This window comes from Streptomyces sp. R28 (assembly GCF_041052385.1).
Lineage (GTDB): Bacteria > Actinomycetota > Actinomycetes > Streptomycetales > Streptomycetaceae > Streptomyces.
Genome location: NZ_CP163439.1, coordinates 3,876,138 through 3,901,069, shown reverse-complemented (window position 1 = coordinate 3,901,069; position 24,932 = coordinate 3,876,138). Strand labels below are relative to the sequence as shown.

The window sequence follows — 24,932 nt, the reverse complement described above, 5'->3', positions numbered from 1 at the left end:
GCCGAATGGGGGAGGGTAGAGACAGTCAGGGCAACCTCGAAGATGAGGCACAACGTCGGTGAGGGAAGACGTGAGCGACAACTCTGTAGTACTGCGGTACGGCGACGGCGAGTACACCTACCCGGTGATTGACAGCACCGTCGGCGACAAGGGCTTCGACATCGGCAAGCTCCGCGCCCAGACCGGTCTGGTGACGCTGGACAGCGGCTACGGCAACACCGCCGCCTATAAATCCGCCGTCACCTACCTCGACGGCGAGGCGGGCATCCTCCGCTACCGCGGCTACCCGATCGAGCAGCTGGCCGAGCGCTCCACCTTCCTGGAGGTGGCCTACCTGCTGATCAACGGTGAGCTGCCGACCGTCGACGAGCTCTCGACCTTCAAGAACGAGATCACGCAGCACACCCTGCTGCACGAGGACGTCAAGAACTTCTACAAGGGCTTCCCGCGCGACGCCCACCCGATGGCCATGCTGTCGTCGGTCGTCTCCGCGCTGTCCACGTTCTACCAGGACAGCCACAACCCGTTCGACGAGACGCAGCGCAACCTCTCGACGATCCGCCTGCTCGCCAAGCTCCCGACGATCGCCGCGTACGCGTACAAGAAGTCGATCGGCCACCCGTTCGTCTACCCGCGCAACGACCTCGGCTACGTCGAGAACTTCCTGCGCATGACCTTCTCGGTGCCGGCGCAGGAGTACGAGCTCGACCCGGTCGTCGTCTCCGCCCTCGACAAGCTGCTGATCCTGCACGCGGACCACGAGCAGAACTGTTCGACGTCCACGGTCCGCCTGGTCGGTTCGTCCCAGGCGAACATGTTCGCGTCGATCTCGGCCGGCATCTCCGCCCTCTGGGGCCCGCTGCACGGCGGCGCCAACCAGTCCGTCCTGGAGATGCTCGAGGGCATCCAGGCCTCCGGCGGCGACGTCGACTCCTTCATCCGCAAGGTGAAGAACAAGGAGGACGGCGTCCGCCTGATGGGCTTCGGCCACCGGGTCTACAAGAACTTCGACCCGCGCGCCAAGATCATCAAGGCCGCCGCGCACGACGTCCTGTCGGCCCTCGGCAAGTCCGACGAGCTGCTGGACATCGCCCTGAAGCTGGAGGAGCACGCGCTCTCCGACGACTACTTCGTCTCGCGCAGCCTCTACCCGAACGTCGACTTCTACACCGGCCTGATCTACCGGGCCATGGGCTTCCCGACCGAGATGTTCACGGTCCTGTTCGCCCTCGGTCGCCTCCCGGGGTGGATCGCCCAGTGGCACGAGATGATCAAGGAGCCGGGTTCCCGCATCGGCCGCCCGCGCCAGATCTACACGGGCGTCGTCGAGCGCGACTTCGTTCCGGTCGAGGAGCGCTGACACCTGCCGGTGAGGGGCGCCGGGTTGCCGGTGTCCCGTGGGTGGGGTCGTCCCCGCGTTTTCGGGAACCCCCGCCCTGCTTCTCGGCCGGGTCGGTATGGCCTCAGGCATACGGGTCGGGCGCGACTTCGCTGTGGCGAGGAGCGCTGACATCTGCCCGGTGAGGAGCCCCGGGGTGCCGGTGTCCTGTCACTCGGGTCTCGGGTACAGAGCCCTGCGCACGGCTTCGGCCGGGTGTGGGGCTCTTGTGTATGTGCGGCCCGCGGATATGCGCGGACAGCGGATAACAGAAGGCGCCCTGGCGGCGGTCCCCCCACGGGCCGACGTCCAGGGCGCCTTCCCATGTCCCGGTGCGGATTCCCCCCACGGGATCCGGCCGGGCGTCTGAGAGCGCAGCGCCTGAAATCGCTGTCTTTCGGTACTGCCGTTGAGCAGAACGAGCAAAACTCGCCGTACTCATGTGTGTGCGGTCTGCCGGGACAGCGCACACTCGGGAGGGCCGCTCAAAGCTTCCCGAAGTGCGTGCCCCGGCAACGCAACTCTGAGGAAGTCCCCCAAGACATCCTCAGATGCCAGTAAGCGCCCCCCAAGACGCTGCCTGACATCGTCAACTTAGACCTTCGAACCCCTTCGATGGTTACGTTCACGCCACTGTGATCTGCGTCTCTTGCATATGTCCGTTAGATGCGCAAGAGCCCCGATATGGCGATCGGGACCCAAGCGTAAGGATGATGCGTGAGCCTTGTGAAGAGCTTATGTGAGCTGGGCGTCGGACTCCAGAGGGTCCCAGTGGGGTTCTTACTACGAATTCACCGGAACGTCCGCAGCCGCAGGCTGTTCGTCACCACGAACACCGACGAGAAGGCCATCGCGGCACCGGCGATCATCGGGTTCAACAACCCCGCCGCGGCCAGCGGCAACGCCGCGACGTTGTACCCGAAGGCCCACACGAGGTTGCCCTTGATCGTGGCGAGCGTCTTCCGGGACAGCCGGATGGCGTCCGCCGCCACCCGCAGATCCCCGCGCACCAGCGTCAGATCGCCCGCCTCGATCGCCGCGTCAGTCCCGGTGCCCATGGCGAGACCCAGATCGGCGGTGGCGAGCGCGGCCGCGTCGTTGACGCCGTCACCGACCATGGCGACGCACCGCCCCTCGCGCTGCAGTCGCCGTAGGGCTTCGACCTTCTCCTCGGGCAGGACCTCCGCGATCACCTGATCGATACCGACCGCGTCCGCCACCGCTTCGGCGACCGCCCGGTTGTCCCCGGTCAGCAGCACCGGAGCGAGCCCCAGCGCGCGCAGCTCGCGCACCGCCTCGGCGCTGGACTCCTTCACCGCGTCCGCGACGGCGACGACACCGCGTGCCACTCCGTCCCACCCGACCACGACGGCCGTACGACCGTCCCTCTCGGCCTCTTCCTTGGCGCGGGCGAGCCCGCTGGGCAGCGCGTCGAAAAGGCGCCCCACGGCCACGTCACGGCCCTCCACGCGCCCGTGCACGCCCCGCCCGGGTACGTTCTCGAAGCCCGTGACCTCCGGCAGCCGCCCGACCCGCTCCTCCGCGCCCAGGGCCACCGCCCGGGCGACGGGATGCTCGGAGGCGTGCTCGACGGCGCCCGCGAGGCGCAGCACCTGTTCCTCGTCCTCGCCCTCGGCCGCGTACACCTTCTGAAGGGTCATGCGACCGGTGGTGACCGTGCCGGTCTTGTCCAGGACGACGGTGTCGACCCGGCGCGTGGACTCCAGTACCTCGGGGCCCTTGATGAGGATGCCGAGCTGCGCCCCGCGTCCGGTGCCGACCATGAGGGCCGTGGGAGTCGCCAGGCCCAGTGCGCACGGGCAGGCGATGATCAGGACCGCGACGGCGGCGGTGAACGCGGCGACCGTGTCGCCGGTGACGCCGAGCCATGTTCCGAAGGTGGCGACCGCGAGGACGATGACCGTCGGCACGAAGACCGCGGAGATCCGGTCGGCGAGCCGCTGCACCTCGGCCTTGCCGTTCTGCGCGTCCTCCACCAGCTTCGCCATCCGCGCGAGCCGGGTGTCGGCGCCGATCCGGGTCGCCTCGACGACGAGCCGTCCGCCCGCGTTGACCGTCGCACCGGTGACCGCGTCCCCGACCGTCACGTCCACCGGCACCGACTCGCCGGTCAGCATGGCCGCGTCCACCGCGGAGGTGCCTTCGGCGACGGTGCCGTCGGTGGCGATCTTCTCGCCGGGCCGTACGACGAACCGGTCGCCGACGGCCAGCCGGTCCACGGGGACGCGCGTCTCGCGGCCGTCCCGCAGCACGGACACGTCCTTCGCGCCCAGTTCCATCAGCGCCCGCAGCGCGGCGCCCGCGCGGCGCTTGGCGCGAGCCTCCAGATAGCGGCCGAGGAGGATGAAGGTGACGACCCCGGAAGCCACTTCGAGGTAGATCTGCGAGGAGCCGTCCACGCGCGCGACCGTGAACTCGAAGTCGTCACGCATGCCGCTCATGCCCGCGTCGCCGAGGAACAGCGCCCACAGGGACCAGCCGAACGCGGCCAGCGTGCCCATCGAGATCAGCGTGTCCATGGTCGCCGCGCCGTGCCGGGCGTTGGTGAACGCGGCCCGGTGGAAGGGCAGGCCGCCCCAGACGACGACCGGTGAGGCCAGGGCGAGCGCGAGCCACTGCCAGTTGTCGAACTGCAGGGCCGGGATCATCGACAGCACGATGACGGGCACGGCGAGCAGCGCGGAGACGGTGAGGCGCCGGCGGCAGCCGGTCAGCTCGGGGTCTTCCTCGGCCGCCTGCGGCGCGGGTTGCGCAGGGGCGGGCTCCGCGGCGGTGTAGCCCGTCTTCACCACGGTGGCGATCAGGTCGGCGACCTGGACGCCCGCGGGGTAGCTGACCTTCGCCTTCTCCGTCGCGTAGTTCACCGTGGCGCTCACGCCGTCCATGCGGTTGAGCTTCTTCTCGACGCGGGCCGCGCAGGAGGCGCAGGTCATCCCGCCTACGAGCAGCTCCACTTCGGAGGTGCCGGGCGCGCTGGTCGTGTCGGCCGTCTCGGCTATCGGTGGTTCGTCGGTGGTGCGGGTCATGGCCAGGCTCAGACCTTGGCGACCAGTTCGAAGCCGGCCTCGTCGACGGCGGCGCGTACGGCTTCCTCGTCCAGCGGGGCCGCGGAGACGACGGTGACCTCGCCGGTCGCCGCGACGGCCTTCACCGAGCTGACACCGGGGAGCTCGGAGATCTCGCCGGAGACGGCGCCCTCGCAGTGCCCGCAGCTCATGCCGCTCACCTTGTAGACGGCGGTGACGGAACCCGGGGTGTCGGTCTGGGCGGTCATGTCGTTCTCCTCGTCGAGGCATGTGGGGCTGTCGGGACCCGCGGGGTCCCTCTACCGTCACGGTATACCCCTACGGGGTATTTCTCCAAGAGGGGTGGGCGCCTGCCGGAGTCGGGTGAACGTCAGTGCGCCGCGGCTTCGCCGTCCGGGGATGTGGGGCTGCGGCGGGCGGTGGAGGGTGGATCACCGCGGGGCTTCCCGGACCCGGGAGCTGATTTGTGCGCACCTTGTATCAGGTGTGCGTCATGGTGTGGTTCGCATCGTGTCGCGGCGCCCGAGTCGGGTGCCCACCAGCGGGTCCAGGTAACGGAACAGGGCGTTCTTCAGCTCCTGGACGTAGGCCTCGCGCTCGGCCCCCTCGTGGGCGAGAACCAGCTCCAGACCCGCCTTGTACAGGCCCAGGCACATGTGGGCGGTGCGGGTGAGGTCGGCCGGGGTGGTGTCGGGCAGGAGTGAGGCGAGCAGGCTGTCGATCCGGGACAGCAGGGTCGCGTGCAGGGCGTCATGCTCCTCGGCGATGCGGCCGGGGATGTCGGGGCCGTGCATCAGTGCGAAGAACACCGGGTGCTCGCAGTTGAAGGCGATGAACCGGTCGACGGCCGAGCCGACGGCCTCCTCCAGGGGTGTCGTGGGGTCGACCGGGGCGAGTGCCTCGCCGTATGTCTCGCGCATCTCGTGGATGAGCCGATCGCCGAGCTCGATGGCGATCGCCTCCTTGTTCGGGAAGAACTGGTACAGCGTGCCCGGCGAGACGCCCGCCTCGCGGGCGATGGCGTTGGTGCTGGCGGCCGTGTAGCCGGTGGTGGTGAAGACGGTGGCCGCCGCCTCGAGCAGCTGGGCGATACGACGCTCGCCGCGGGCCTGACGCCGGCGCGGCTGGTCCTTCTCCTGGTTGGCGGGCACGCGTTATCCCCAGTTCTCCGAACGCGATTGACAAACGCGAGCGGTCGCTCGCATTCTGGAGAAACGCGAGCGATCTCTCGTGTTTGTCAGTCTATGGCAGTGACGGCTCCGTGCTGCCCTGCTGCACACAGCATGGATCAGGGTGAAGGGGACACCGCACAATGACCGAAGTCAACAGGCCGCCCCGAGTCGGAGGCTGGACCCGCTTCGTGACCGCCCGCCCCCGGTTGTCGCTGCTGGTGGCCCTGGTGATCACCGCGCTCGCCGTGCTGGCGGGCAGCGGGGTCGCCGACCGCCTGGGCAGCGGCGGCTGGGAGGACCCGGACGCCGAGTCGACCTACGCGACCAAGGCGCTGGAGCGCGAGTTCCCCGCCTCCCAGCCCAACCTCCTGCTCCTCGTGGACGCGGGTGGCGCCTCCGTGGACGACCCCGCGGTCGCCGCCGAGGCCCGGCGGCTCGCGGAGCATCTGGCCGGAGAGAAGGGCATCACAGGGGTCGGCTCCTACTGGCAGGCGGACGCCTCGGCGGCTCCCGCCCTGCGTGCCGAGGACGGCCATGAGGCGCTGATCGCGGCCCGCATCACCGGCGAAGAGAAGCAGGCGGGGGAGACCCTGGACCGCATCGCGCCCGAGTTCCGGGGCACGCACGGGCCGGTGGAGGTCAGCGTCGGCGGTCCGGTCGCCGTACGGCACGAGATGCAGACGACCATCCAGGAGGACCTGGTCCGCGCCGAGGTGATCGCCCTGCCGGTCACCCTCGTGCTGCTGGTGATGGTCTTCGGCAGCGCGGTCGCGGCCCTGCTGCCGCTCGGCATCGGCATCGTCGCGATCCTCGGCACGAACGCGGTGCTGCGCGGCCTGACCGAGGTCACCGACGTCTCCGTCTTCGCGATGAACCTCACCACGGCCCTGGGCCTCGGCCTCGCCGTCGACTACGCGCTGTTCATCGTCCGCCGCTTCCGCGAGGAACTCGCCACCGGCGCCGAACCCTTGACGGCGGTCGGCACAACCTTGCGCACGGCCGGCCGTACGGTCCTGTTCTCGGCCCTCACGGTCGCGGTGTCCCTCGCGGCGATGCTGGTCTTCCCGCAGTACTTCCTGCGGTCCTTCGCCTACGCCGGGATCGCGGTCGTGCTGCTGGCCGCGGCGGCCGCGCTGATCCTGCTTCCGGCGGCACTGGTCCTGCTCGGCCACCGGGTCAACTCCCTGGACCTGCGGCGCCTGTTCCGGCGCGGGCGGGCCGCGGGCGACCCGGACGATCCGAAGACGCCCGCTCAGGCGTCCGGCACGCCGGAGGGCAGGGCCTGGACGCGTACCGCGGACCTCGTGATGCGCCGCGCCCCCTTCTTCGCCCTGGGCACCACGGCCGTCCTGGTGCTGCTCGGACTGCCCTTCCTGGGCGTGAAGTTCGGCACCGCCGACGACCGCCAGCTGCCCTCGAGCGCCGAGTCCCATGTCGTGCAGCAGCACATCCGCGACGGCTTCCCGGGCAGCCCCGGCGGCGGCCTGGAGGTGCTCGCCGAGGGCCGGGCCACGCCGGCGCAGTACGCCGCGTACAAGGAGCGGATCGCCGAGCTGCCGGATGTGCTGCGGGTGGATGGACCGCTGGTGAAGGGCGAGTCGGCGTACTTCACGGTGCTGCCGAAGGGCGAGGCGGTGGACGGCCCGGCCCAGGGCCTGGTGGATGAACTGCGCGCCACACAGGCTCCGTTCGACACCAAGGTGACCGGCGCCGCGGCGGTCCTGGTCGACTCCAAGGGCGCGATAGCCGAACGCCTGCCCCTGGCGGCCGCCTTCATAGCGATCGTCACCCTGCTGCTGGTGTTCCTGCTGACGGGCAGTGTGCTGATCCCGATCCAGGCGGTGGTGCTCAACGCGCTGAGCCTGACCGCGATGTTCGGTGCGGTGGTCTGGGTCTTCCAGGACGGCCATCTCTCCGGCCTGCTCGGCTTCACCAGCCCCGGCTCGATCGAGACGACTCTCCCGGTACTGATGTTCTGCGTCGCCTTCGGCCTCTCGATGGACTACGGCGTGTTCCTGCTGTCCCGCATCAAGGAGGAGTACGACACGACCGGCGACCACGACCAGGCGGTCCGGCACGGCCTTCAGCGCACCGGCGGGCTGATCACCGCGGCCGCCGTGATCCTCGCGGTGGTGATGGTCGCGATAGGCACATCCCGGGTGACCAACACCAAGATGCTCGGCCTCGGTATCGCCCTGGCGGTGCTGATGGACGCGATGATCGTCCGCAGCCTTCTGGTCCCGGCGGTCATGCGCCTCACGGGCCGGGCGACCTGGTGGGCCCCGGGTCCGCTCCGCCGCTTCCACAGTCGCTTCGGGCTGAGCGAGGGGGAGGCGACGGCGGCCCCGGCAGCCGAGCCCGCACGGGAGCGGGACAAGGTGAGCGCGCACGGCTGACCTCCTGGAGGACGGCGGACGGCGGACGGTGTACGGAGGACCGCACAGACGCGGGGGTGTATGGGCGCGCGGCTCCGCGGTGCGGGCGCAACTGGCCGGCAGCTCACCCTGGCCGATCAAGCGGGCGCGTGTGCCGTACCGCAAACCCGGCGGAGCGCCTAGCGTTCGTTAATGATCTCCGTGCAAGGGGCGCGGCCGAAAGGAGACCGGGATGCGGGCTGTGGTGTTCGAGCGGTACGGGGAGCAGGCCGAGGTACGTGAGGTGCCCGACCCCCGCCCCGCCCCCCACGGAGTGACCGTGCGCGTCGAGGCGACCGGGCTGTGCCGCAGCGACTGGCACGGCTGGCAGGGCCACGACCCGGACATCACGCTGCCCCATGTGCCGGGCCATGAACTCGCCGGTGTCGTCGAAGCGGTGGGCGACCGGGTGACGCGATGGGGCCCCGGCGACCGGGTCACCGTGCCCTTCGTGTGCGCCTGCGGCAGCTGCGGGGCGTGTGCGGCGGGCGACCAGCAGGTGTGCGAACGCCAGACCCAGCCCGGCTTCACCCACTGGGGCTCCTTCGCCCAGTACGTGGCGCTGGACCACGCCGACGTCAACCTCGTCGCCGTCCCTGAGGAGATGTCCTTCGCGACCGCCGCCTCACTCGGCTGCCGGTTCGCCACCGCGTTCCGGGCGGTCGTGCAGCAGGGCCGGGTGGCGGCGGGGGAGTGGGTCGCGGTGCACGGCTGCGGCGGGGTGGGCCTGTCGGCGGTGATGATCGCGGCGGCGTCGGGTGCGCGGGTCGTCGCGGTGGACGTCTCGGCGCAGGCCCTGGACCTGGCGCGGAAGTTCGGGGCGGCGGAGTGCGTGGACGCGTCCGGCACACCGGACACGGCGGCGGCGATCCACGCCCTGACCGCCGGCGGCGCCCACCTCTCCCTGGACGCCCTCGGCTCACCCACCACCTGCGCCGCCTCCGTCAACGGCCTGCGCCGCCGGGGCCGGCACGTCCAGGTGGGCCTGCTGCCCTCGACGTCCGGCACCACCCCCGTCCCCATGGCCCGCGCGATCGCCCTCGAACTCGAACTCCTGGGCAGCCACGGCATGGCGGCGCACACCTACCCGCCGATGCTGGAGCTGGTGCGGGCGGGTGTGCTGCGCCCGGATCTGCTGGTGACGTCGACGATCCCGCTGGAGGCGGTGCCGCAGGCGCTGGCGGCGATCGGGACGGCACCGGGGGCGGGGGTGACCGTCATCGAGCCGTGGAGCTGACGTTCATTCCGCCGTCGAGCTGAGGGCGGCGTCGGGGTGACCGCGGTGAGTGGCCCACTCGGGGGCGAGGATCGACATCTGCACCTCGTCGATCCACTCGTCCGACTGCCACTGCCACACCGACTGCCGGTTGACCCCCTCGGCGGCGAACCCGGCCTTCTCGTAGGCGCGCCGGGCCCGGGGGTTGTGGGCCAGGACGTGCAACGAGACGCGGTGCAGTCCGAGTTGCTCGAAGGCGTGGCCCACCATCAGCCTGACGGCTTCCGTGCCCAGGCCGCGGTCGCGTCCGCCGGGGCCGATCAGGATGCGGAAGCTGCAGTTGCGGTTGGGCTCGTCCCAGTCGTTCAGGACGGCCTCGCCGACGAGTTCTCCGCTCGCCCGGTCCACGATGCCGAGGTCGAGCCGGTCGGTCTGGTCGTTCCGGCTCCCGTACCAGGCGCGCAGTTGGTCCAGTCCGAACTCCTCGTCCGGGCTGCCGGTGAGCCGTATCACCTCGGGGTCGGACAGGATGCGCGCCATCACGGGCACGTCTTCTTCCATGAAGGGACGCAACAGCGCCCGCTCGCCGTTGAGGACAGGTTTCACGGAGAAATCGCTCATGGAGAGCGACTGTGCCCCACCCAACCGGAGGGGCACACCTCGTTTTCCAGAGGTCCGGGAGGTACGGAGGGCGGGGAGGTCAGTCCAATCTGCGCCCTCGGTTCCGCGGCCGGGACTCCACCCAGGCCCGCACGGTATCCGCGTACCAGAAAGGCTTGCCGCCCTCCACCTGGTCCGGCGGCGGCAGCAACCCGTGCTTGCGGTACGACCGCACGGTGTCCGGCTGCACCTTGATATGCGCAGCGATCTCCTTGTAGGACCAGAGCCCTTGGTCGGTCATCAGTTGCACCTCCCTGCGCGCGCCGCGGCGGCGACCAGGTGCGGTCGTCGGGGGGACCGTGCGCTGCGCTGGCGATCACAAAGCCTGTGCCCCGTGAACGACGCGGTTCGAGGAGGGGAAAGGGCCTGTGCATCGGGTGTGACGCAAGGTCCGCGTACATGCGACATGCGTGACAGGAAGCGTGCGTTTGTGACACAGGTGCCGCAAAGACGGGCGCGGCTGCATGGGCGCGGCGCGTTGACAGACACCGCCTCGGCCGCAGGACGAACGCCACAGGGGCACACGGGCACACCGGAACGGTGGACCCAACGCCACGGTGGACCCAACGCGACGGTGGGCCGGACCCGCTGCGTCGGGCCCGGCCCACCAGCTCCCCCGCCTCCTGTGGCTGGCCTCGCCGAGGGCCACAGCCTGCATTCAGCCAAGCTCGCGGGTCTTGGAGAAATGCGCACTGCGGCCGGAAGCGAGGACGAGACTCGTCGCCTCACCCGCCAGCCGGTCCGACGCCGGCGCGCCGACGACCGGCACCGGCACCCGTCGCGCCGCCGTGAACTCGCGCGGCGTGCACCCCGTCATCGCCTTGAACTCGCCGCTCAGATGCGCCTGGTCATAGAACCCGCACGCCGCAGCCGTCTCCGCCTGCCCCCGCCCGGCCGCCAGCAGCCTGCGGGCCCGTTGCAGCCGCAGTACACGGGCCGCCGCCTTCGGGCCCAGCCCGATCTGCTCCCGGAAGCGGTTCTCCAGGTGCCGTACGCTCCACCCCACGTCCTCGGCGAGCCGCCGTGCCGGCACCGCCCCACCCGTGCGCACCAACTCCGCCCAGGCTCGCACCACCCGGGCCGAACAGGGCGTACCCGCCTGCGACCAGCGCGCGAACACGTCGTCCAGCAGCCCGAACCGCTCCGCCCAGCTCGGCAACGCGGCCAGTGCGGCGGCGAGTTCACCGCCCCGATCGGCACCTCCAGCCGCCGCCACGCAGGGCCGCAGCCGAGGGTGGGGCGCAGCAAGGGCCACCTCCCACGAGCCTCAGGGCCCGTGCCCCGACCGGACATACACGGGACTTGTCATTTCCCCATGCTGCATCGCCCCCAGGGGCGCGGGGAACTGCGCGACCAGCCCCCGCACACCCGCACTCGCCCCTCAAGGAACTCGGCAGATCAGTAGGCGCCCCTCAGGCCCCTCAGGCCCCGCACGACCTCAAGAAGGCCCGCGTCCGCCGAGCGATCGGCAGCGGAGCATCCGGCTCACACGGATACATGTCCTGCTCGACAATCGCGAACAAATCAACATCCAGCCGCTGCGCAGCCTCCAGCACCGGCCCCAACGCAGGCACCCCACCCGGCGGCTCACACATCACACCCTGAGCCACCGCCGGCCCGAACGGCGTCTCCTTGGCGCGCACGTCGGCAAGGATCTCCGGATCCACCTGCTTCAGATGCAGATACCCGATCCGCGAACCGTACGTCTCGATCAGCTTGACGCTGTCCCCGCCGCAGTACGCGTAGTGCCCCGTGTCCAGGCACAGCGACACCAGGTCGGAGTCGGTCCCGTCCAGGAACCGGACGACGTTCTCCTCGCTGTCGATGTGCGTGTCGGCATGCGGATGGACGACGATCCGCAACCCGTACCGCTCACGCACCTCCCGCCCCAGCCGCTCGGTCAGCGAGGTCAGGTTCCGCCACTGGTCGGCCGTCAAAGAGCTCGGCTCCAGCACCTCACCGGTCTTGTCGTCCCGCCAGAAGGACGGGATGACGACCAGGTGCTTCGCCCCCATCGCCTGCGCGAGCACCGCGTTGTCCGCGACGTGCGCCCACGTCTTCTCCCACACGGCCGCACCGTGGTGCAGCCCCGTGAACACCGTCCCGGCCGACACCTTCAGGCCACGCTTGGCCGTCTCCTCGGCGAGGACGGCGGGATCGGTCGGCAGGTACCCGTAAGGGCCCAGCTCGATCCACTCGTAGCCGGACTCGGCGACCTCGTCGAGGAAGCGCTGCCAGGGGACCTGGGCGGGGTCGTCGGGGAACCAGACGCCCCACGAGTCGGGAGCCGACCCGATGCGGATGCGGGACAGTGAGGGCTGAGGTGACAACGACGTCATGGCGCTCAGCTTCGGCACGCGTGGCAAGCGCTGTCAAGGTCTCGTCCGAATGTCTGGACAAAACATTGACAGGGCTGTGTGCCTCGGACTACAAAGCCGGAAGAGCCGATACGAAGGGAACGCGATGGCGTACGACGTGATCACCATGGGGCGCATCGGAGTGGACCTCTACCCGCTGCAGACCGGCGTCCCGCTGCCGCAGGTCACGTCCTTCGGCAAGTTCCTCGGCGGCTCGGCGACCAACGTCGCGGTCGCCGCGGCCCGCCTGGGACGCCGTACCGCGGTGATCACCCGCACCGGCGACGACCCCTTCGGCACCTACCTCCACGACGCCCTCCAGGGCTTCGGCGTCGACGACCGCTGGGTGACCCCGGTTGCGGGCCTGCCCACCCCGGTCACCTTCTGCGAGGTCTTCCCGCCGGACGACTTCCCGCTGTACTTCTACCGTCGGCCCAAGGCCCCGGACCTGGAGATCGACGCCCACGAGCTCGACCTCGACGCCATCCGCGACGCCCGGATCTTCTGGATCACCGGCACCGGCCTGAGCGAGGAGCCCAGCCGTACGGCGACGCTCGCGGCCCTCGCCCACCGCGCCAAGTCCGCTGCGACGGTCTTCGACCTCGACTGGCGCCCCATGTTCTGGAGCGACCCGGACGCGGCCCGCCCCTTCTACGCGGAGGCGCTCAAGCACACCACCGTCGCGGTCGGCAACCTGGACGAGGTGGAGGTCGCCACCGGCGTCCGCGAGCCCCATGCCGCCGCCCGCGCCCTCCTCGACGCCGGCGTCGAGATCGCCGTCGTCAAGCAGGGCCCCAAGGGCGTCCTCGCCGTCAACAGCAAGGGCGACCAGGCCGAGGTCCCGCCCCTGCCGGTGAACGTCCTCAACGGCCTCGGCGCCGGTGACGCCTTCGGCGGCTCCCTCTGCCACGGTCTGCTCGAAGGCTGGGACCTGGAGAAGATCATGCGGTACGCCAACGCCGCCGGCGCCATCGTCGCCTCCCGCCTGGAGTGCTCCTCCGCGATGCCGACGCCCGACGAGATCGAGGCCGCGATCGCCGCGGGGGCCGTCAAGTGAGCGTCGACATCGCGGAACTCGTCCGCATCCGCACCCGGCATCCCGAGGCGATCGCGGAGGCCGCCGCCCGCCGCACCCGGCGGACCCTCCTCGGGGACTCCGGCCGGCTGATGATCGTCGCCGCCGACCACCCGGCCCGCGGCGCCCTCGGCGTCGGCGACCGGGGGCTCGCCATGGCCAACCGCGCCAACCTGCTCGAACGCCTCTGCCTCGCGCTGTCCCGCCCCGGCGTCGACGGCGTCCTCGCGACCGCCGACATCCTCGACGACCTGCTGCTGCTCGGCGCCCTCGACGGCAAGGTCGTCATGGGCTCCATGAACCGCGGCGGCCTCCAGGGCGCGAGCTTCGAACTCGACGACCGCTTCACCGGCCACCGCCCCGAGGACATCCAGCGCCTCGGCTTCGACGCCGGCAAGCTGCTCCTGCGCATCGACTACGACGACCCGGGCTCCCTCACCACCATGGAGTCCACCGCCCGCGCCATCGACGAGATGGCCGAGCGCCGGCTCCCGGTGTTCGTCGAGCCCTTCATCAGCTACCGCACCCCCGAGGGCAAGGTCAGGAACGACCTGTCCGCCGAGGCCGTCACCAAGTCCATCGCCATCTCCTCCGGTCTGGGCGGCACCTCCGCCTACACCTGGCTGAAGGTGCCGGTCACCGACAACCCCGACGACATGGCCGAGGTCATGGCGACCTCCACGCTGCCCGCCGTCCTGCTCGGCGGCGAGGTCGGCGACGACCAGGACGGGGCCTACGAGAAGTGGCGCGGCGCCCTCCAACTTCCCACCGTGCGGGGCCTGGTGGTCGGCCGTTCGCTGCTCTACCCGGCGGACGGGGACGTTGCCGCCGCGGTGGACACTGCCGTAGGACTGCTGTGAGGTCCCATGACCACGAGCCGTACGTTCCGCCTTCCAGGGCCACGAGGCTGCGTCGCCCCGCGGCTCGGTCGCGCGGACGTGGCCGACGACGTACGGCCCGTACGTGAACGGCCCGTACAGGAACGACCCGTAGATGAACGTCCCGTAGTTCCACGTCGGCGCTCCCCGCGGAGCGCCGGCGCACAGAACGCCTCCGGCGCGGGTCGCCGCTTTGCTTTGGCAGGAGCGAAGTGCGAGCGAAGACTCCCCGCCCGCTACGGCCCCGCGCCGGAGGTCCTTGACCCGGGCCGTCGAGTTCCACCGGGCGGCCGTCGAGTCGTACCGGGCGGCGGAGCCGTACGGGAGTGGCGGATCTGCTTCCGCCCGAACCACACGGAGGGTTCCCGATGACCTCAACGACGAGGCTCACGGTCGCACAGGCGCTCGTCCGCTTCCTGTCCGCCCAGTACACCGAGCGTGACGGTGTACGGCAGCGTCTGATCGGCGCCACCTGGGGCATCTTCGGCCATGGAAACGTGGCCGGGATCGGCCAGGCGCTCGTCGAGTACACCGACGTCATGCCGTACCACCAGGGCCGCAACGAACAGGCGATGGTGCACGCGGCGGTCGGCTACGCCCGGCAGTCCAACCGCCTCTCCACACACGCGGTGACCACCTCGATCGGCCCCGGCGCGACCAACCTCGTCACCGGCGCCGCCCTCGCGACCATCAACCACCTCCCGGTCCTGCTCCTCCCCGGCGACGTCTTCGCCACCCGCCCCGCCGATCCGGTCCTCCAGCAGCTCGAAGTGCCGTACGCGGGCGATGTGTCGGTCAACGACTGTCTGCGCCCGGTGTCGAAGTACTTCGACCGGATCACCCGGCCGGAAGCTCTGATCCCCTCCGCCCTGAACGCCATGCGGGTGCTGACGGACCCCGTCGAGACCGGCGCCGTGACGCTGGCGCTCCCGCAGGACGTGCAGGTCGAGGCGTACGACTGGCCCGACGACCTGTTCGCCGAGCGCACCTGGGTGGTCCGCCGGCCGGGCGCCGACCCGACCGAACTCGCCGAGGCCGTACGGGTGATCCGCGCGGCGAGGCGGCCCCTGGTCATCGCGGGCGGTGGCGTCCACCACAGCCGCGCCGAGGAGGCGCTCGCCGAGTTCGCGGAGGCCACCCGCATCCCCGTCGCCTCCACACAGGCCGGCAAGGGCTCCCTGCGCTTCGACCACCCCCAGGACGTCGGCGGCATCGGCCACACCGGCACCGCCACCGCGGACGAACTCGCCCGCACCGCCGACCTGGTGATCGGCGTCGGCACGCGCCACACCGACTTCACCACCGCCTCCGGCACCCTCTTCACCGGCGAGGGCGTCCGCTTCCTCAACCTCAACATCGCGCCCTTCGACGGCCACAAGCTCGCCGGAATGCCGCTGATCGCGGACGCGCGCTCGGGCCTGGAGGAGCTGACCCAGGCGCTGGAGATCCACGATCACCGGGTCGCCGACTCCTACGTCACCGAGTACACCGAGGACAAGGACCGCTGGGAGCACCGCGTCGACGCCTGCTACGAGGCCGACGAGCCGGACGTACGGCCGACGCAGCCGCAGGTGCTGGGCGCGCTGGACGCGATCGTCGACGAGTCCGACGTGATCATCAACGCGGCCGGCTCCCTCCCCGGCGACCTGCACAAGCTGTGGCGGGCGCGCTCGCGCGACCAGTACCACCTGGAGTACGGCTACTCCTGCATGGGCTACGAGATCCCGGCCGCGATCGGCGTGAAGATGGCCGCCCCGGACCGGCCCGTGTGGGCGCTGGTGGGTGACGGCACCTATCTGATGATGCCGACGGAGATCGTGACGGCCGTGCAGGAGGGCGTGGCGATCAAGGTGTTGCTCGTGCAGAACCACGGGTACGCGTCCATCGGCGGCCTGTCTCAGGAGACGGGTGCCGAGCGCTTCGGCACCGCCTACCGCTTCCGCGCGGCCGACGGCACCTTCACAGGCGCCCCGCTCCCCGTCGACCTGGCCGCCAACGCCGCGAGCCTGGGCATGCGGGTGCTGCGCGCGAAGACCGTAGGGGACCTGCGCGAGGCGCTCGCCGAGGCCCGCGCGGCCGACACACCCACATGTGTCTACGTCGAGACCGAAACGGCAGACACTGTGTCGGGCCCGCCGCCCGCGCACGCCTGGTGGGATGTTCCTGTGGCCGAGACCGCGACCCGACCGTCGGCGGTCAAGGCACGTGAGCTGTACGAACGGCACGTCTCGACCCGACGCCGTCATCTGTGAGGGAGTATCTGGGCATGACGAAGATCGTCAACCACTGGATCGGCGGCAAGACCGCCGAAGGCGCGTCGGGCACGTTCGGGCCGGTCACCGACCCGGCTACCGGCGCGGTCACCACGAAGGTCGCGTTCGCCTCGGTCGACGAGGTGGACGCGGCGGTCGCGGCGGCCAAGGAGGCCTACGTGACCTGGGGCCAGTCGTCGCTGGCCCAGCGCACCTCGATCCTGTTCAAGTTCCGCGCGCTGCTGGACGCCAACCGGGACGCGATCGCCGAGCTGATCACCGCCGAGCACGGCAAGGTGCACTCCGACGCCCTCGGTGAGGTGGCGCGCGGTCTGGAGATCGTCGACCTCGCCTGTGGCATCAGCGTGCAGCTGAAGGGCGAGCTGTCGACGCAGGTCGCGAGCCGGGTGGACGTCTCGTCGATCCGGCAGCCGCTGGGTGTCGTCGCGGGCATCACGCCGTTCAACTTCCCGGCGATGGTCCCGATGTGGATGTTCCCGATGGCCATCGCCTGCGGCAACACCTTCGTGCTGAAGCCGAGCGAGAAGGACCCGTCGGCGGCGATCAAGATCGCCGAGCTGCTGGCGGAGGCCGGTCTGCCGGACGGTGTCTTCAACGTCGTCCACGGTGACAAGGTGGCCGTCGACCGCCTCCTGGAGCACCCCGACGTCAAGGCGGTGTCGTTCGTCGGCTCGACGCCGATCGCCCGCTACATCCACACCACCGCCTCCGCCAACCACAAGCGCGTCCAGGCCCTCGGCGGCGCCAAGAACCACATGCTGGTCCTGCCGGACGCCGACCTGGACGCGGCCGCCGACGCCGCCGTATCGGCCGCCTACGGCTCCGCGGGCGAGCGCTGCATGGCCATCTCCGCCGTCGTCGCGGTCGGCGCGATCGGCGACGAGCTGGTGGAGAAGATCCGTGAGCGCGCCGAGAAGATCAAGATCGGCCCCGGCAACGACCCGACCTCCGAGATGGGCCCGCTGATCACCGCCGCGCACCGCGACAAGGTGGCCTCCTACGTCTCGGGCGCGGCGGCCGAGGGTGCCGAGGTGATCCTCGACGGCACCGGCTACACGGTCGACGGCTTCGAGGACGGCCACTGGATCGGCATCTCGCTCCTCGACAAGGTCCCGACCAGCGCGAAGGCGTACCAGGACGAGATCTTCGGCCCGGTGCTGTGCGTGCTGCGCGCCGAGACCTACGAGGACGGCGTGGCGCTGATCAACGCCTCGCCGTTCGGCAACGGCACCGCGATCTTCACCCGGGACGGCGGCGCCGCCCGCCGCTTCCAGCTGGAGATCGAGGCCGGCATGGTCGGCGTGAACGTCCCGATCCCGGTCCCCGTCGGCTACCACTCCTTCGGCGGCTGGAAGGACTCGCTCTTCGGCGACCACCACATCTACGGCAACGACGGCACGCACTTCTACACCCGCGGCAAGGTCGTCACCACCCGCTGGCCCGACCCGGCGGACGCCCCGTCCGGCGTCGACCTGGGCTTCCCGCGCAACCACTGAGGTTTTTTTGCGCGTGCGCCCTGCGGTTCCCGTAGGGCGCACAAGCTCGGCAGGGACAGTCAGTTCCCGACGCATACGACAGTCGAATGGCCTTTCGCCTACGGATTTCGTAGGAGGAAGGCCATTGACGTGTTGGTTTTCGTCGGGGTTCCATGCAGCGCAGTCCCGCTGTACGAGTCGATCGGAACCCCCGTATGACCGACACGCTCCGCCCTGTCGAGACCGCCGCCCCAGCGGCGTCCGACCACCCGCAGAAGCTCAAGCGCTCCATCGGCATCGTCGGCGGCACCCTGCTCACGCTCTCCTGCGTGACCCCCGCCTCCACCCTCTTCGTGGTCGTCCCCGACCTGTTCGGCTCGCTCGGCACCGCCACCGCCCTGACGATCGCCATCGGCTCCCTCCTGTGCGTCGCCGTGGCGTTCTGCTACTCGGAGCTGGGCACCCTCATCCCCAGCGCGGGCGGCGAGTACGCGATGGTGTCCACGCTGGCCGGACGGCTGGCGGGCTGGCTGGTCTTCGTGCTCTCCCTGCTGGTCGTCGTGATCGTCCCGCCGGTGATCGCGATGGGCACGGCCGACTACCTCGCCCCGATCGTCCGTCTCGACCCGTCCATGGCCGGCGCCGGCGTCATGCTGCTCGCCACCCTCGCCGGCCTGCTCGACCTGCGCGCCAACGCCTGGATCACCGGAGTCTTCCTGGTCCTGGAGGTCATCGCGGCGGCCGTGGTGGCGGTGCTGGGGTTCGCGCACGCCGAGCGCGGACCCGGCAGCCTGGTCTCGATGGAGGTGGCCGGCGCGGACGGCCGTACGGACACCGTGACGGCCCTGCTGATCGTCTCCGGCCTCGCGATCGCCCTCTTCGTCACCCAGGGCTTCTCGACCGCCGTCTACCTCTCGGAGGAGATGGAGAACCCGCGCCGCAACGTCGCCCGCACCGTCCTGGCCACCCTCGCCATCTCCACCGTGATCATCCTGGTCCCGGTCGCCGCCATCACCCTGGGCGCGTCGAACATCGACGAACTGACCGGCGGCGACATCAGCACCATGGTCACCGCCTGGTCCAACTCCGCCGTCGGCACCTTCGTCAGCCTCTGCGTGGCCCTCGCGATCATCAACGCGGGCATCGTGATGGTCATCCAGAACTCGCGCGTGCTGTTCGCCTCGGCCCGCGACAAGGCCTGGCCGGAGCCGGCCAACAACGTCCTCACCAAGCTCGGCCGCTTCGGCTCCCCGTGGGTCGCCACCCTCGCGGTCGGCGTGCCCGGCGCCGCCCTGTGCTTCGTCAGCCTCGACACCCTGTACGGCATCACGGGCGTCTCGGTGACCGGCATGTACCTGCTCGTCGCGGTGGCCGCGCTGCTGTCCCGCCGAGGCACCCACAAGCACGGGCCGGCGTGGCGGATGCCGCTGTGGCCGGCGATGCCGGTCCTGCTGATCGTGGTCCTCGTGTACATCCTGAGCCGGCAGGAGACGAGCTACCTGCTGTGGACGGGCGGTATCACGGCGGTCGCCACTCTCTACTGGGCCCTGTACCTCCGCCCCCGGAGGGAAACCCGCTGGCTGGTCTCGATCCCGCAGGCGTGAACGCCCTAAAGGGCGCGGTGGCCGTACCGATGTGCGGCTCCCCGTACCACGAACGCGGTAGACAAATCCCCCGCCGTACCCCCACGGAAGGGCCCGGGATTCAGCCCTTGGTCGATAACTGACCGACAGCTTCACCCCGTACCGTTGAAACATGGATCTTCGACTGCCCGGCCTACGAGGGCGCGTACGGAGGCCGCGACGGTGGCTCGCCGCCGCGGCCTCCGTCGTCGTCCTCGCCGGTGCCGGTACATGGACGGCCGTCGCCGACGACGACGCGCCGCCGGTGCGCAGCACCGACCGGGTCATGGACATGGGGGACGGGGTGCGCGTCGACACCTCGTACTTCACCTCGGGCAGTGCGGGACGCCGCCCGGCCGTCCTGCTGGGGCACGGCTTCGGTGGCAGCAAGAACGACGTACGGCAGCAGGCCGAGGACCTCGCCCGGGACGGGTACGCCGTCCTGACCTGGTCGGCCCGCGGCTTCGGCAGGTCGACCGGCAAGATCGGGCTGAACGACCCGAAGGGCGAGGTCGCCGACGTCTCCAAGCTGCTCGACTGGCTGGCGAAGCAGCCCCAGGTCGAGCTCGACAAGGCCGGTGACCCGCGGGTCGGCATGGCGGGCGGTTCCTACGGCGGCGCCATCGCGCTGCTGGCCGCCGGGCACGACGACCGGGTGGACGCCATCGCCCCGGCGATCACGTACTGGAACCTCGCGGACGCCCTGTTCCCGAACGGCGTCTTCAAGAAGCTCTGGGCCGGCATATTCGTCAACTCGGGCGGCGGCTGCGCAAGGTTCGAGACGCAGATCTGCCAGATGTACGACCGGGTCGCCGAGTCCGGCACCCCGGACGCCGAGGCCCGCACGATGCTGGAGGAGCGCTCGCCGTCCGCGGCCGGCGACCGCATCAACGTGCCCACCCTGCTCATGCAGGGCCAGTCCGACTCCCTCTTCCCCCTGGGCCAGGCCGACGCCGCCGCGAAGGCGATCCGCGCCAACGGCGCCCCCGTCGACGTCGACTGGATCGCCGGCGGCCACGACGGCGGCGACATGGAGACGGGCCGGATCCAGGCGCGCGTGCAGTCCTGGTTCGACCGCTACCTCAAGGACGACAAGAGCGCCGACACCGGCCCGGCCTTCCGCGTCACCCGCACCGGAGGCGTCGACTCCACCGACGGCCAGGCCACGCTGAGGGGCGCGAGCGCCGACTCCTACCCCGGCCTGGCGAGCGGCCGCGAGTCCGTCTCCCTCACCGGCGCCGAGCAGAGCTTCGCCAACCCGGCCGGGGCCAGCCCGCCCGCCGTCTCGGCCCTGCCCGGCCTCGGCGGCTCCGGCGGCCTCGCCCAGCTGTCCTCGCTCGGCATCGGGGTGTCCCTGGACTTCCCGGGCCAGTTCGCCCGGTTCGAGTCGGCGCCGGTCCGCGACGACCTGCGCATCACCGGCTCCCCGACGGCGACCGTCCACGTGAAGTCCACCAGCGAGGACGCCGTGCTCTTCGCCAAGGTCTACGACGTCGGCCCCGGCGGCACCCAGCAGGTGCTGCCGTCCCAGCTCGTCACGCCCCTGCGCGTCGAGGACACCAAGGCGGGCAAGGACGTGACGATCACGCTCCCCGCCATCGACCACGACATCGACAGCGGCCACCGCCTGCGCCTGGTCCTGTCCTCCACGGACCTCGGCTACGCCTCCCCCCTCGCCCCGGCGACGTACACGGTCTCCCTCAAGGGCGACCTGTCGGTCCCGACGGCCCCCGGCGTGAGCACCGCCGCCGCCCCGCTGCCGTCCTGGGTGTGGTGGCTGCCGCTCACGGGCGCGCTGATCGCCCTGGCCCTGCTGCTGACGGCCCGCCGTCGCACCGCCACCCCCGCCCCCGACCCCGAGCTGGCCGAAGTCCCGCTCCAGATCACCGACCTGAGCAAGCGGTACGCGGGTTCCGAGGACCGTTACGCGGTACGGGATCTGTCCTTCCGCGTCGAGAAGGGCCAGGTCCTCGGACTGCTCGGCCCGAACGGCGCCGGCAAGACGACGACCCTGCGCATGCTGATGGGCCTGATCAAGCCGGACGCCGGTGAGGTCCGCGTCTTCGGCCACGCGATCCGCCCGGGCGCGCCCGTCCTGTCCAGGGTCGGCGCCTTCGTGGAGGGCGCGGGCTTCCTGCCGCACCTGTCCGGCCGGGAGAACCTGGAACTGTACTGGCAGGCCACGGGCCGCCCGTCCGAGGACGCCCACCTCGACGAGGCCCTGGAGATCGCGGGCCTCGGCGACGCGCTGGCCCGCGCGGTCCGCACGTACTCCCAGGGCATGCGCCAGCGCCTGGCCATCGCCCAGGCCATGCTCGGCCTGCCGGACCTGCTCATCCTGGACGAGCCGACCAACGGCCTCGACCCGCCCCAGATCCGCGAGATGCGCCAGGTGATGATCCGCTACGCGGCCGCCGGCCGCACGGTGATCGTCTCCAGCCACCTGCTGGCGGAGGTCGAGCAGACCTGCACCCACCTCGTGGTGATGGACCGCGGCCGCCTCGTGCAGGCGGGCCCGGTCGCCGAGATCATCGGCTCCGGCGACACGCTGCTCGTCGGCACCCCCACCGCCGTGGAGGAGCCGGTCGTCGACAAGGTCGCCGCCCTGCCGGGCGTGGCTTCGGCCGTGCGCACCGACGACGGGCTCCTGGTCCGGCTCGACGCCGACGGCAGTGCGACACGCCTGGTCGCCGAACTCGTCCGGCTGGAGGTGCCCGTCCATTCGGTCGGCCCGCACCGCCGCCTGGAAGACGCCTTCCTCACCCTGATCGGAGGTTCCGCATGAGCACGCTCACCGAGCGCACCGAGGTCGCCTCCGGTTACCGCGCGGGCCGTACGCTGCCCCTCCGGGTCGAACTGGTCCGCCAGCTGAAGCGCCGCCGGACGCTGGTCATGGGCGGGATCCTGGCCGCGCTGCCCTTCGTGCTGGTCGTCGCCTTCGCGATCGGCGGCGACGGGGACGGCGGCTCCGGCAACCGCATCAACCTGATGGACACGGCCACGGCGTCCGGCGCGAACTTCGCCGCCGTCAACCTCTTCGTCTCCGCGGGCTTCCTGCTGGTCATCCCCGTCGCGCTGTTCTGCGGGGACACGGTGGCGTCGGAGGCCGGCTGGTCCTCCCTGCGCTACCTCCTCGCGGCGCCCGTGCCCCGGGCCCGCCTCCTGTGGTCCAAGCTCGTGGTCGGGCTGGGCCTCAGCCTGGCCGCGATGGTGCTGCTGCCGGTGGTGGCGTTGGCGGTCGGTACGGCCGCGTACGGCTGGGGTCCGTTGCAGATCCCCACCGGCGGTTCGCTCGACACGGGGACGGCGGCGCAGCGCCTGGTGGTGGTCGTGGCGTACGTCTTCGTGTCCCAACTGGTCACCGCGGGCCTGGCGTTCTGGCTCTCCACCAAGACGGACGCCCCGCTCGGCGCGGTCGGCGGCGCGGTCGGCCTGACCATCGTCGGCAGCGTCCTCGACGCCGTGACCGCCCTCGGCGACTGGCGCCACTTCCTGCCCGCGCACTGGCAGTTCGCCTGGGCGGACGCCGTACAGGCCCGCCCCGAGTGGTCCGGCATGATCCAGGGCACCGCGATTTCCGTAACGTACGCCCTCGTACTGTTCGCCCTGGCCTTCCGCGGTTTCGCACGCAAGGACATCGTGTCGTAGGTCAACGGAAGATCACCTACCGGTCTCGGCGGGCCGCTCCCGTGCCCTCTTCGAGACGCATCCGCAACGCTCCGTAGCGCACGTTCCGGCCCCCTGGCCCGTCACAGTCACAGAAGTCGACGTCAACGGACCAAGGGGGCACGGATGATGGAGCGGTACCGCGTACGAAGGCTGCGCACCGCCCTGCTCGCACTCACCACCGCAGGCGGCCTGCTGCTCACCGGCTGCGGCGCCGGAGAAGGCAGCAACAGCGGGGGCCACCGGGCGGACGACGCAAGCAACGGCCAGAGCCTCCCCGCCCCCGGCTACAACAACAGCAGCGGGGGAACGGGCGAGCAGAAGGACACCGACGACTTCGGCGACTCCGACTCCCGCGAGTTCGCGCCCGCCCCCGACTACCTCTCCACCTTCGCCCTGGACGTCGACACCGCCTCCTACGGCTACGCCCGCCGCACCCTCGCCGAGGGCCGCCTGCCCGACCCGTCGACGGTTCGCCCCGAGGAGTTCGTCAACAGCTTCCGCCAGGACTACGACCGCCCCGACGGCAACGGCTTCACGGTCACCGTCGACGGCGCCCGCACCGACCGCGAGGACTGGTCCCTGGTCCGCGTGGGCCTGGCCACCCGCCCCGCCGCCGACGCCGGCGAACGCGCGCCCGCCGCCCTCACCTTCGTCATCGACATCTCCGGCTCCATGGGCGAACCGGGCCGCCTCGACCTCGCCAAGGACTCCCTCGGCGTGATGACGAACCGGCTGCGCGACGACGACTCGGTCGCCCTCGTCACCTTCAGCGACGAGGCCGAGACGGTCCTGCCGATGACCCGTCTGGACGGCAACCGCGAAGAGATCCACGACGCCATCGACAGCCTGGAGCCCACCGACTCCACCAACCTGGGCGCGGGCATGGAAACCGGCTACGAGACGGCCGTGGAGGGCCTGAAAGAGGGCGCCACGAACCGCGTCGTCCTGATCTCCGACGCCCTGGCCAACACCGGCGACACCGACGCGGACACCATCCTCGAACGCATCGCCTCCGAGCGCCGCGAACACGGCATCACCCTCTTCGGCGTGGGCGTCGGCAGCGACTACGGCGACGCCCTGATGGAACGCCTGGCCGACAAGGGCGACGGCCACACGGTCTACGTCTCCGACGAAGCCGACGCCCGCAAGGTCTTCTGCGACGAACTCCCCCGCAACATCGACCTGACCGCCCGCGACGCCAAGGCCCAGATCGCCTTCGACCAGGAAACCGTCTCCGACTTCCGTCTCATCGGCTACGACAACCGCCAGGTCGCCGACGAGGACTTCCGCGACGACAGCGTCGACGGCGGCGAGATCGGCCCCGGCCACACGGTCACGGCCCTCTACGCCGTCCACACCAGGCCCGGCACTTCAGGCCACCTCGCCACGGCGAGCGTGCGCTGGCTCGACCCGAAGACCCGCGCCCCGCACGAGGAGTCCGGCCGCCTGGAGACCGGCTCCCTGCACGACTCCCTGGGCGGTGCTTCCCCGAGGTTCCAGGTGACCGCCACCGCCGCCTACTTCGCCGACGCCCTGCGCGGTGGCGACGACACCCGAGGCTCCCTGCCCGGTACCCCGTCCCTCCGCGAGCTCGAGGAGAGGGCCGAGGACCTGGCGAAGGAGACGGAGGACCGGGCCGTGCGGCAGCTCGCCGAGGCCATCGGCCAGGCGGACAGGGCGATGGGCTGAGGTACGG

General features: G+C 70.9%; 17 protein-coding genes and 2 pseudogenes. 12 read left to right on the top strand and 7 right to left on the bottom strand.

Annotated features, from left to right (window positions below; genetic code table 11):
• The first annotated feature begins 70 nt into the window (after nt 1-70).
• On the top strand, nt 71-1,360 hold the full coding sequence (locus tag AB5J49_RS17215) for a citrate synthase (RefSeq protein WP_126392356.1): 1,290 nt from the start codon (nt 71-73) through the stop codon (nt 1,358-1,360).
• An 809-nt stretch (nt 1,361-2,169) separates the two neighbouring features.
• Here the strand turns inward: AB5J49_RS17215 and AB5J49_RS17210 are convergent.
• The 3 genes from AB5J49_RS17210 to AB5J49_RS17200 form a co-directional block, all read right to left on the bottom strand.
• Nucleotides 2,170-4,425 carry a heavy metal translocating P-type ATPase gene (locus AB5J49_RS17210; protein WP_369169512.1) on the bottom strand — a complete coding sequence of 752 codons (2,256 nt, stop codon included), beginning with the start codon at nt 4,423-4,425 and terminating at the stop codon, nt 2,170-2,172.
• A gap of 8 nt (nt 4,426-4,433) precedes the next feature.
• A complete protein-coding gene (locus AB5J49_RS17205; protein ID WP_274239094.1) occupies nt 4,434-4,673 on the bottom strand; it encodes a heavy-metal-associated domain-containing protein in 240 nt (79 codons plus the stop codon).
• Between the two features lie 243 nt (nt 4,674-4,916).
• Nucleotides 4,917-5,576 (bottom strand): TetR/AcrR family transcriptional regulator, encoded by a 660-nt coding sequence (locus AB5J49_RS17200; protein WP_369169511.1) that lies wholly within the window; start codon nt 5,574-5,576, stop codon nt 4,917-4,919.
• Nucleotides 5,577-5,737: 161 nt separating this feature from the next.
• On the opposite strand from AB5J49_RS17200, the gene AB5J49_RS17195 reads away from it, so the two are divergent.
• Both AB5J49_RS17195 and AB5J49_RS17190 read left to right on the top strand, forming a co-directional pair.
• Nucleotides 5,738-7,993, top strand: coding sequence for an MMPL family transporter (locus tag AB5J49_RS17195; RefSeq protein ID WP_369169510.1), 2,256 nt, complete (start codon nt 5,738-5,740; stop codon nt 7,991-7,993).
• Nucleotides 7,994-8,204: 211 nt separating this feature from the next.
• Nucleotides 8,205-9,248 carry a zinc-dependent alcohol dehydrogenase family protein gene (locus AB5J49_RS17190; protein ID WP_369169509.1) on the top strand — a complete coding sequence of 348 codons (1,044 nt, stop codon included), beginning with the start codon at nt 8,205-8,207 and terminating at the stop codon, nt 9,246-9,248.
• Nucleotides 9,249-9,251: 3 nt separating this feature from the next.
• On the opposite strand, the gene AB5J49_RS17185 is transcribed toward AB5J49_RS17190, so the two are convergent.
• The 4 genes and pseudogenes from AB5J49_RS17185 to AB5J49_RS17170 all read right to left on the bottom strand — a co-directional run bounded on the left by AB5J49_RS17185 (nt 9,252) and on the right by AB5J49_RS17170 (nt 12,226).
• A complete protein-coding gene (locus AB5J49_RS17185; protein WP_369169508.1) occupies nt 9,252-9,848 on the bottom strand; it encodes a GNAT family N-acetyltransferase in 597 nt (198 codons plus the stop codon).
• Nucleotides 9,849-9,927: 79 nt separating this feature from the next.
• Nucleotides 9,928-10,128, bottom strand: a complete 201-nt coding sequence (locus tag AB5J49_RS17180; protein WP_369169507.1) for a helix-turn-helix transcriptional regulator — start codon at nt 10,126-10,128, stop codon at nt 9,928-9,930.
• Between the two features lie 417 nt (nt 10,129-10,545).
• A pseudogene (locus AB5J49_RS17175) lies at nt 10,546-11,211 on the bottom strand (helix-turn-helix domain-containing protein).
• Between the two features lie 97 nt (nt 11,212-11,308).
• Complete coding sequence (locus tag AB5J49_RS17170) at nt 11,309-12,226, bottom strand: sugar phosphate isomerase/epimerase family protein (protein ID WP_369169506.1); 918 nt, start codon at nt 12,224-12,226, stop codon at nt 11,309-11,311.
• A 124-nt stretch (nt 12,227-12,350) separates the two neighbouring features.
• Between AB5J49_RS17170 and iolC the strand changes: the two genes are divergently transcribed.
• The 9 genes and pseudogenes from iolC to AB5J49_RS17125 all read left to right on the top strand — a co-directional run bounded on the left by iolC (nt 12,351) and on the right by AB5J49_RS17125 (nt 24,925).
• Entirely contained in the window at nt 12,351-13,301 is a 951-nt protein-coding gene (gene iolC / locus AB5J49_RS17165; RefSeq protein ID WP_369169505.1) for a 5-dehydro-2-deoxygluconokinase, read from the top strand.
• Nucleotides 13,298-14,179 carry a deoxyribose-phosphate aldolase gene (locus tag AB5J49_RS17160; RefSeq protein ID WP_369169504.1) on the top strand — a complete coding sequence of 294 codons (882 nt, stop codon included), beginning with the start codon at nt 13,298-13,300 and terminating at the stop codon, nt 14,177-14,179. The genes iolC and AB5J49_RS17160 overlap by 4 nt, the downstream gene beginning before the upstream one ends.
• A 165-nt stretch (nt 14,180-14,344) precedes the next feature.
• A pseudogene (locus tag AB5J49_RS17155) lies at nt 14,345-14,455 on the top strand (5-deoxy-glucuronate isomerase); the annotation flags it as partial.
• Between the two features lie 110 nt (nt 14,456-14,565).
• The gene (gene iolD / locus AB5J49_RS17150) at nt 14,566-16,449 is read left to right on the top strand and encodes a 3D-(3,5/4)-trihydroxycyclohexane-1,2-dione acylhydrolase (decyclizing) (protein WP_369169503.1); all 1,884 of its coding nucleotides are present in this window, start codon (nt 14,566-14,568) and stop codon (nt 16,447-16,449) included.
• Nucleotides 16,450-16,463: 14 nt separating this feature from the next.
• Nucleotides 16,464-17,966 carry a CoA-acylating methylmalonate-semialdehyde dehydrogenase gene (gene mmsA / locus AB5J49_RS17145; protein ID WP_369169502.1) on the top strand — a complete coding sequence of 501 codons (1,503 nt, stop codon included), beginning with the start codon at nt 16,464-16,466 and terminating at the stop codon, nt 17,964-17,966.
• A gap of 194 nt (nt 17,967-18,160) precedes the next feature.
• Nucleotides 18,161-19,549: an APC family permease gene (locus tag AB5J49_RS17140; RefSeq protein WP_369169501.1), complete on the top strand. Its 1,389-nt coding sequence runs from the start codon at nt 18,161-18,163 to the stop codon at nt 19,547-19,549.
• 151 nt (nt 19,550-19,700) lie between these two features.
• Nucleotides 19,701-22,352: a CocE/NonD family hydrolase gene (locus AB5J49_RS17135; protein WP_369169500.1), complete on the top strand. Its 2,652-nt coding sequence runs from the start codon at nt 19,701-19,703 to the stop codon at nt 22,350-22,352.
• Nucleotides 22,349-23,215, top strand: a complete 867-nt coding sequence (locus AB5J49_RS17130; protein WP_369169499.1) for an ABC transporter permease — start codon at nt 22,349-22,351, stop codon at nt 23,213-23,215. Before AB5J49_RS17135 ends, AB5J49_RS17130 begins: the two co-directional genes overlap by 4 nt.
• Before the next feature lie 147 nt (nt 23,216-23,362).
• Complete coding sequence (locus AB5J49_RS17125; RefSeq protein ID WP_369175165.1) at nt 23,363-24,925, top strand: von Willebrand factor type A domain-containing protein; 1,563 nt, start codon at nt 23,363-23,365, stop codon at nt 24,923-24,925.
• Nucleotides 24,926-24,932 lie beyond the last annotated feature (7 nt).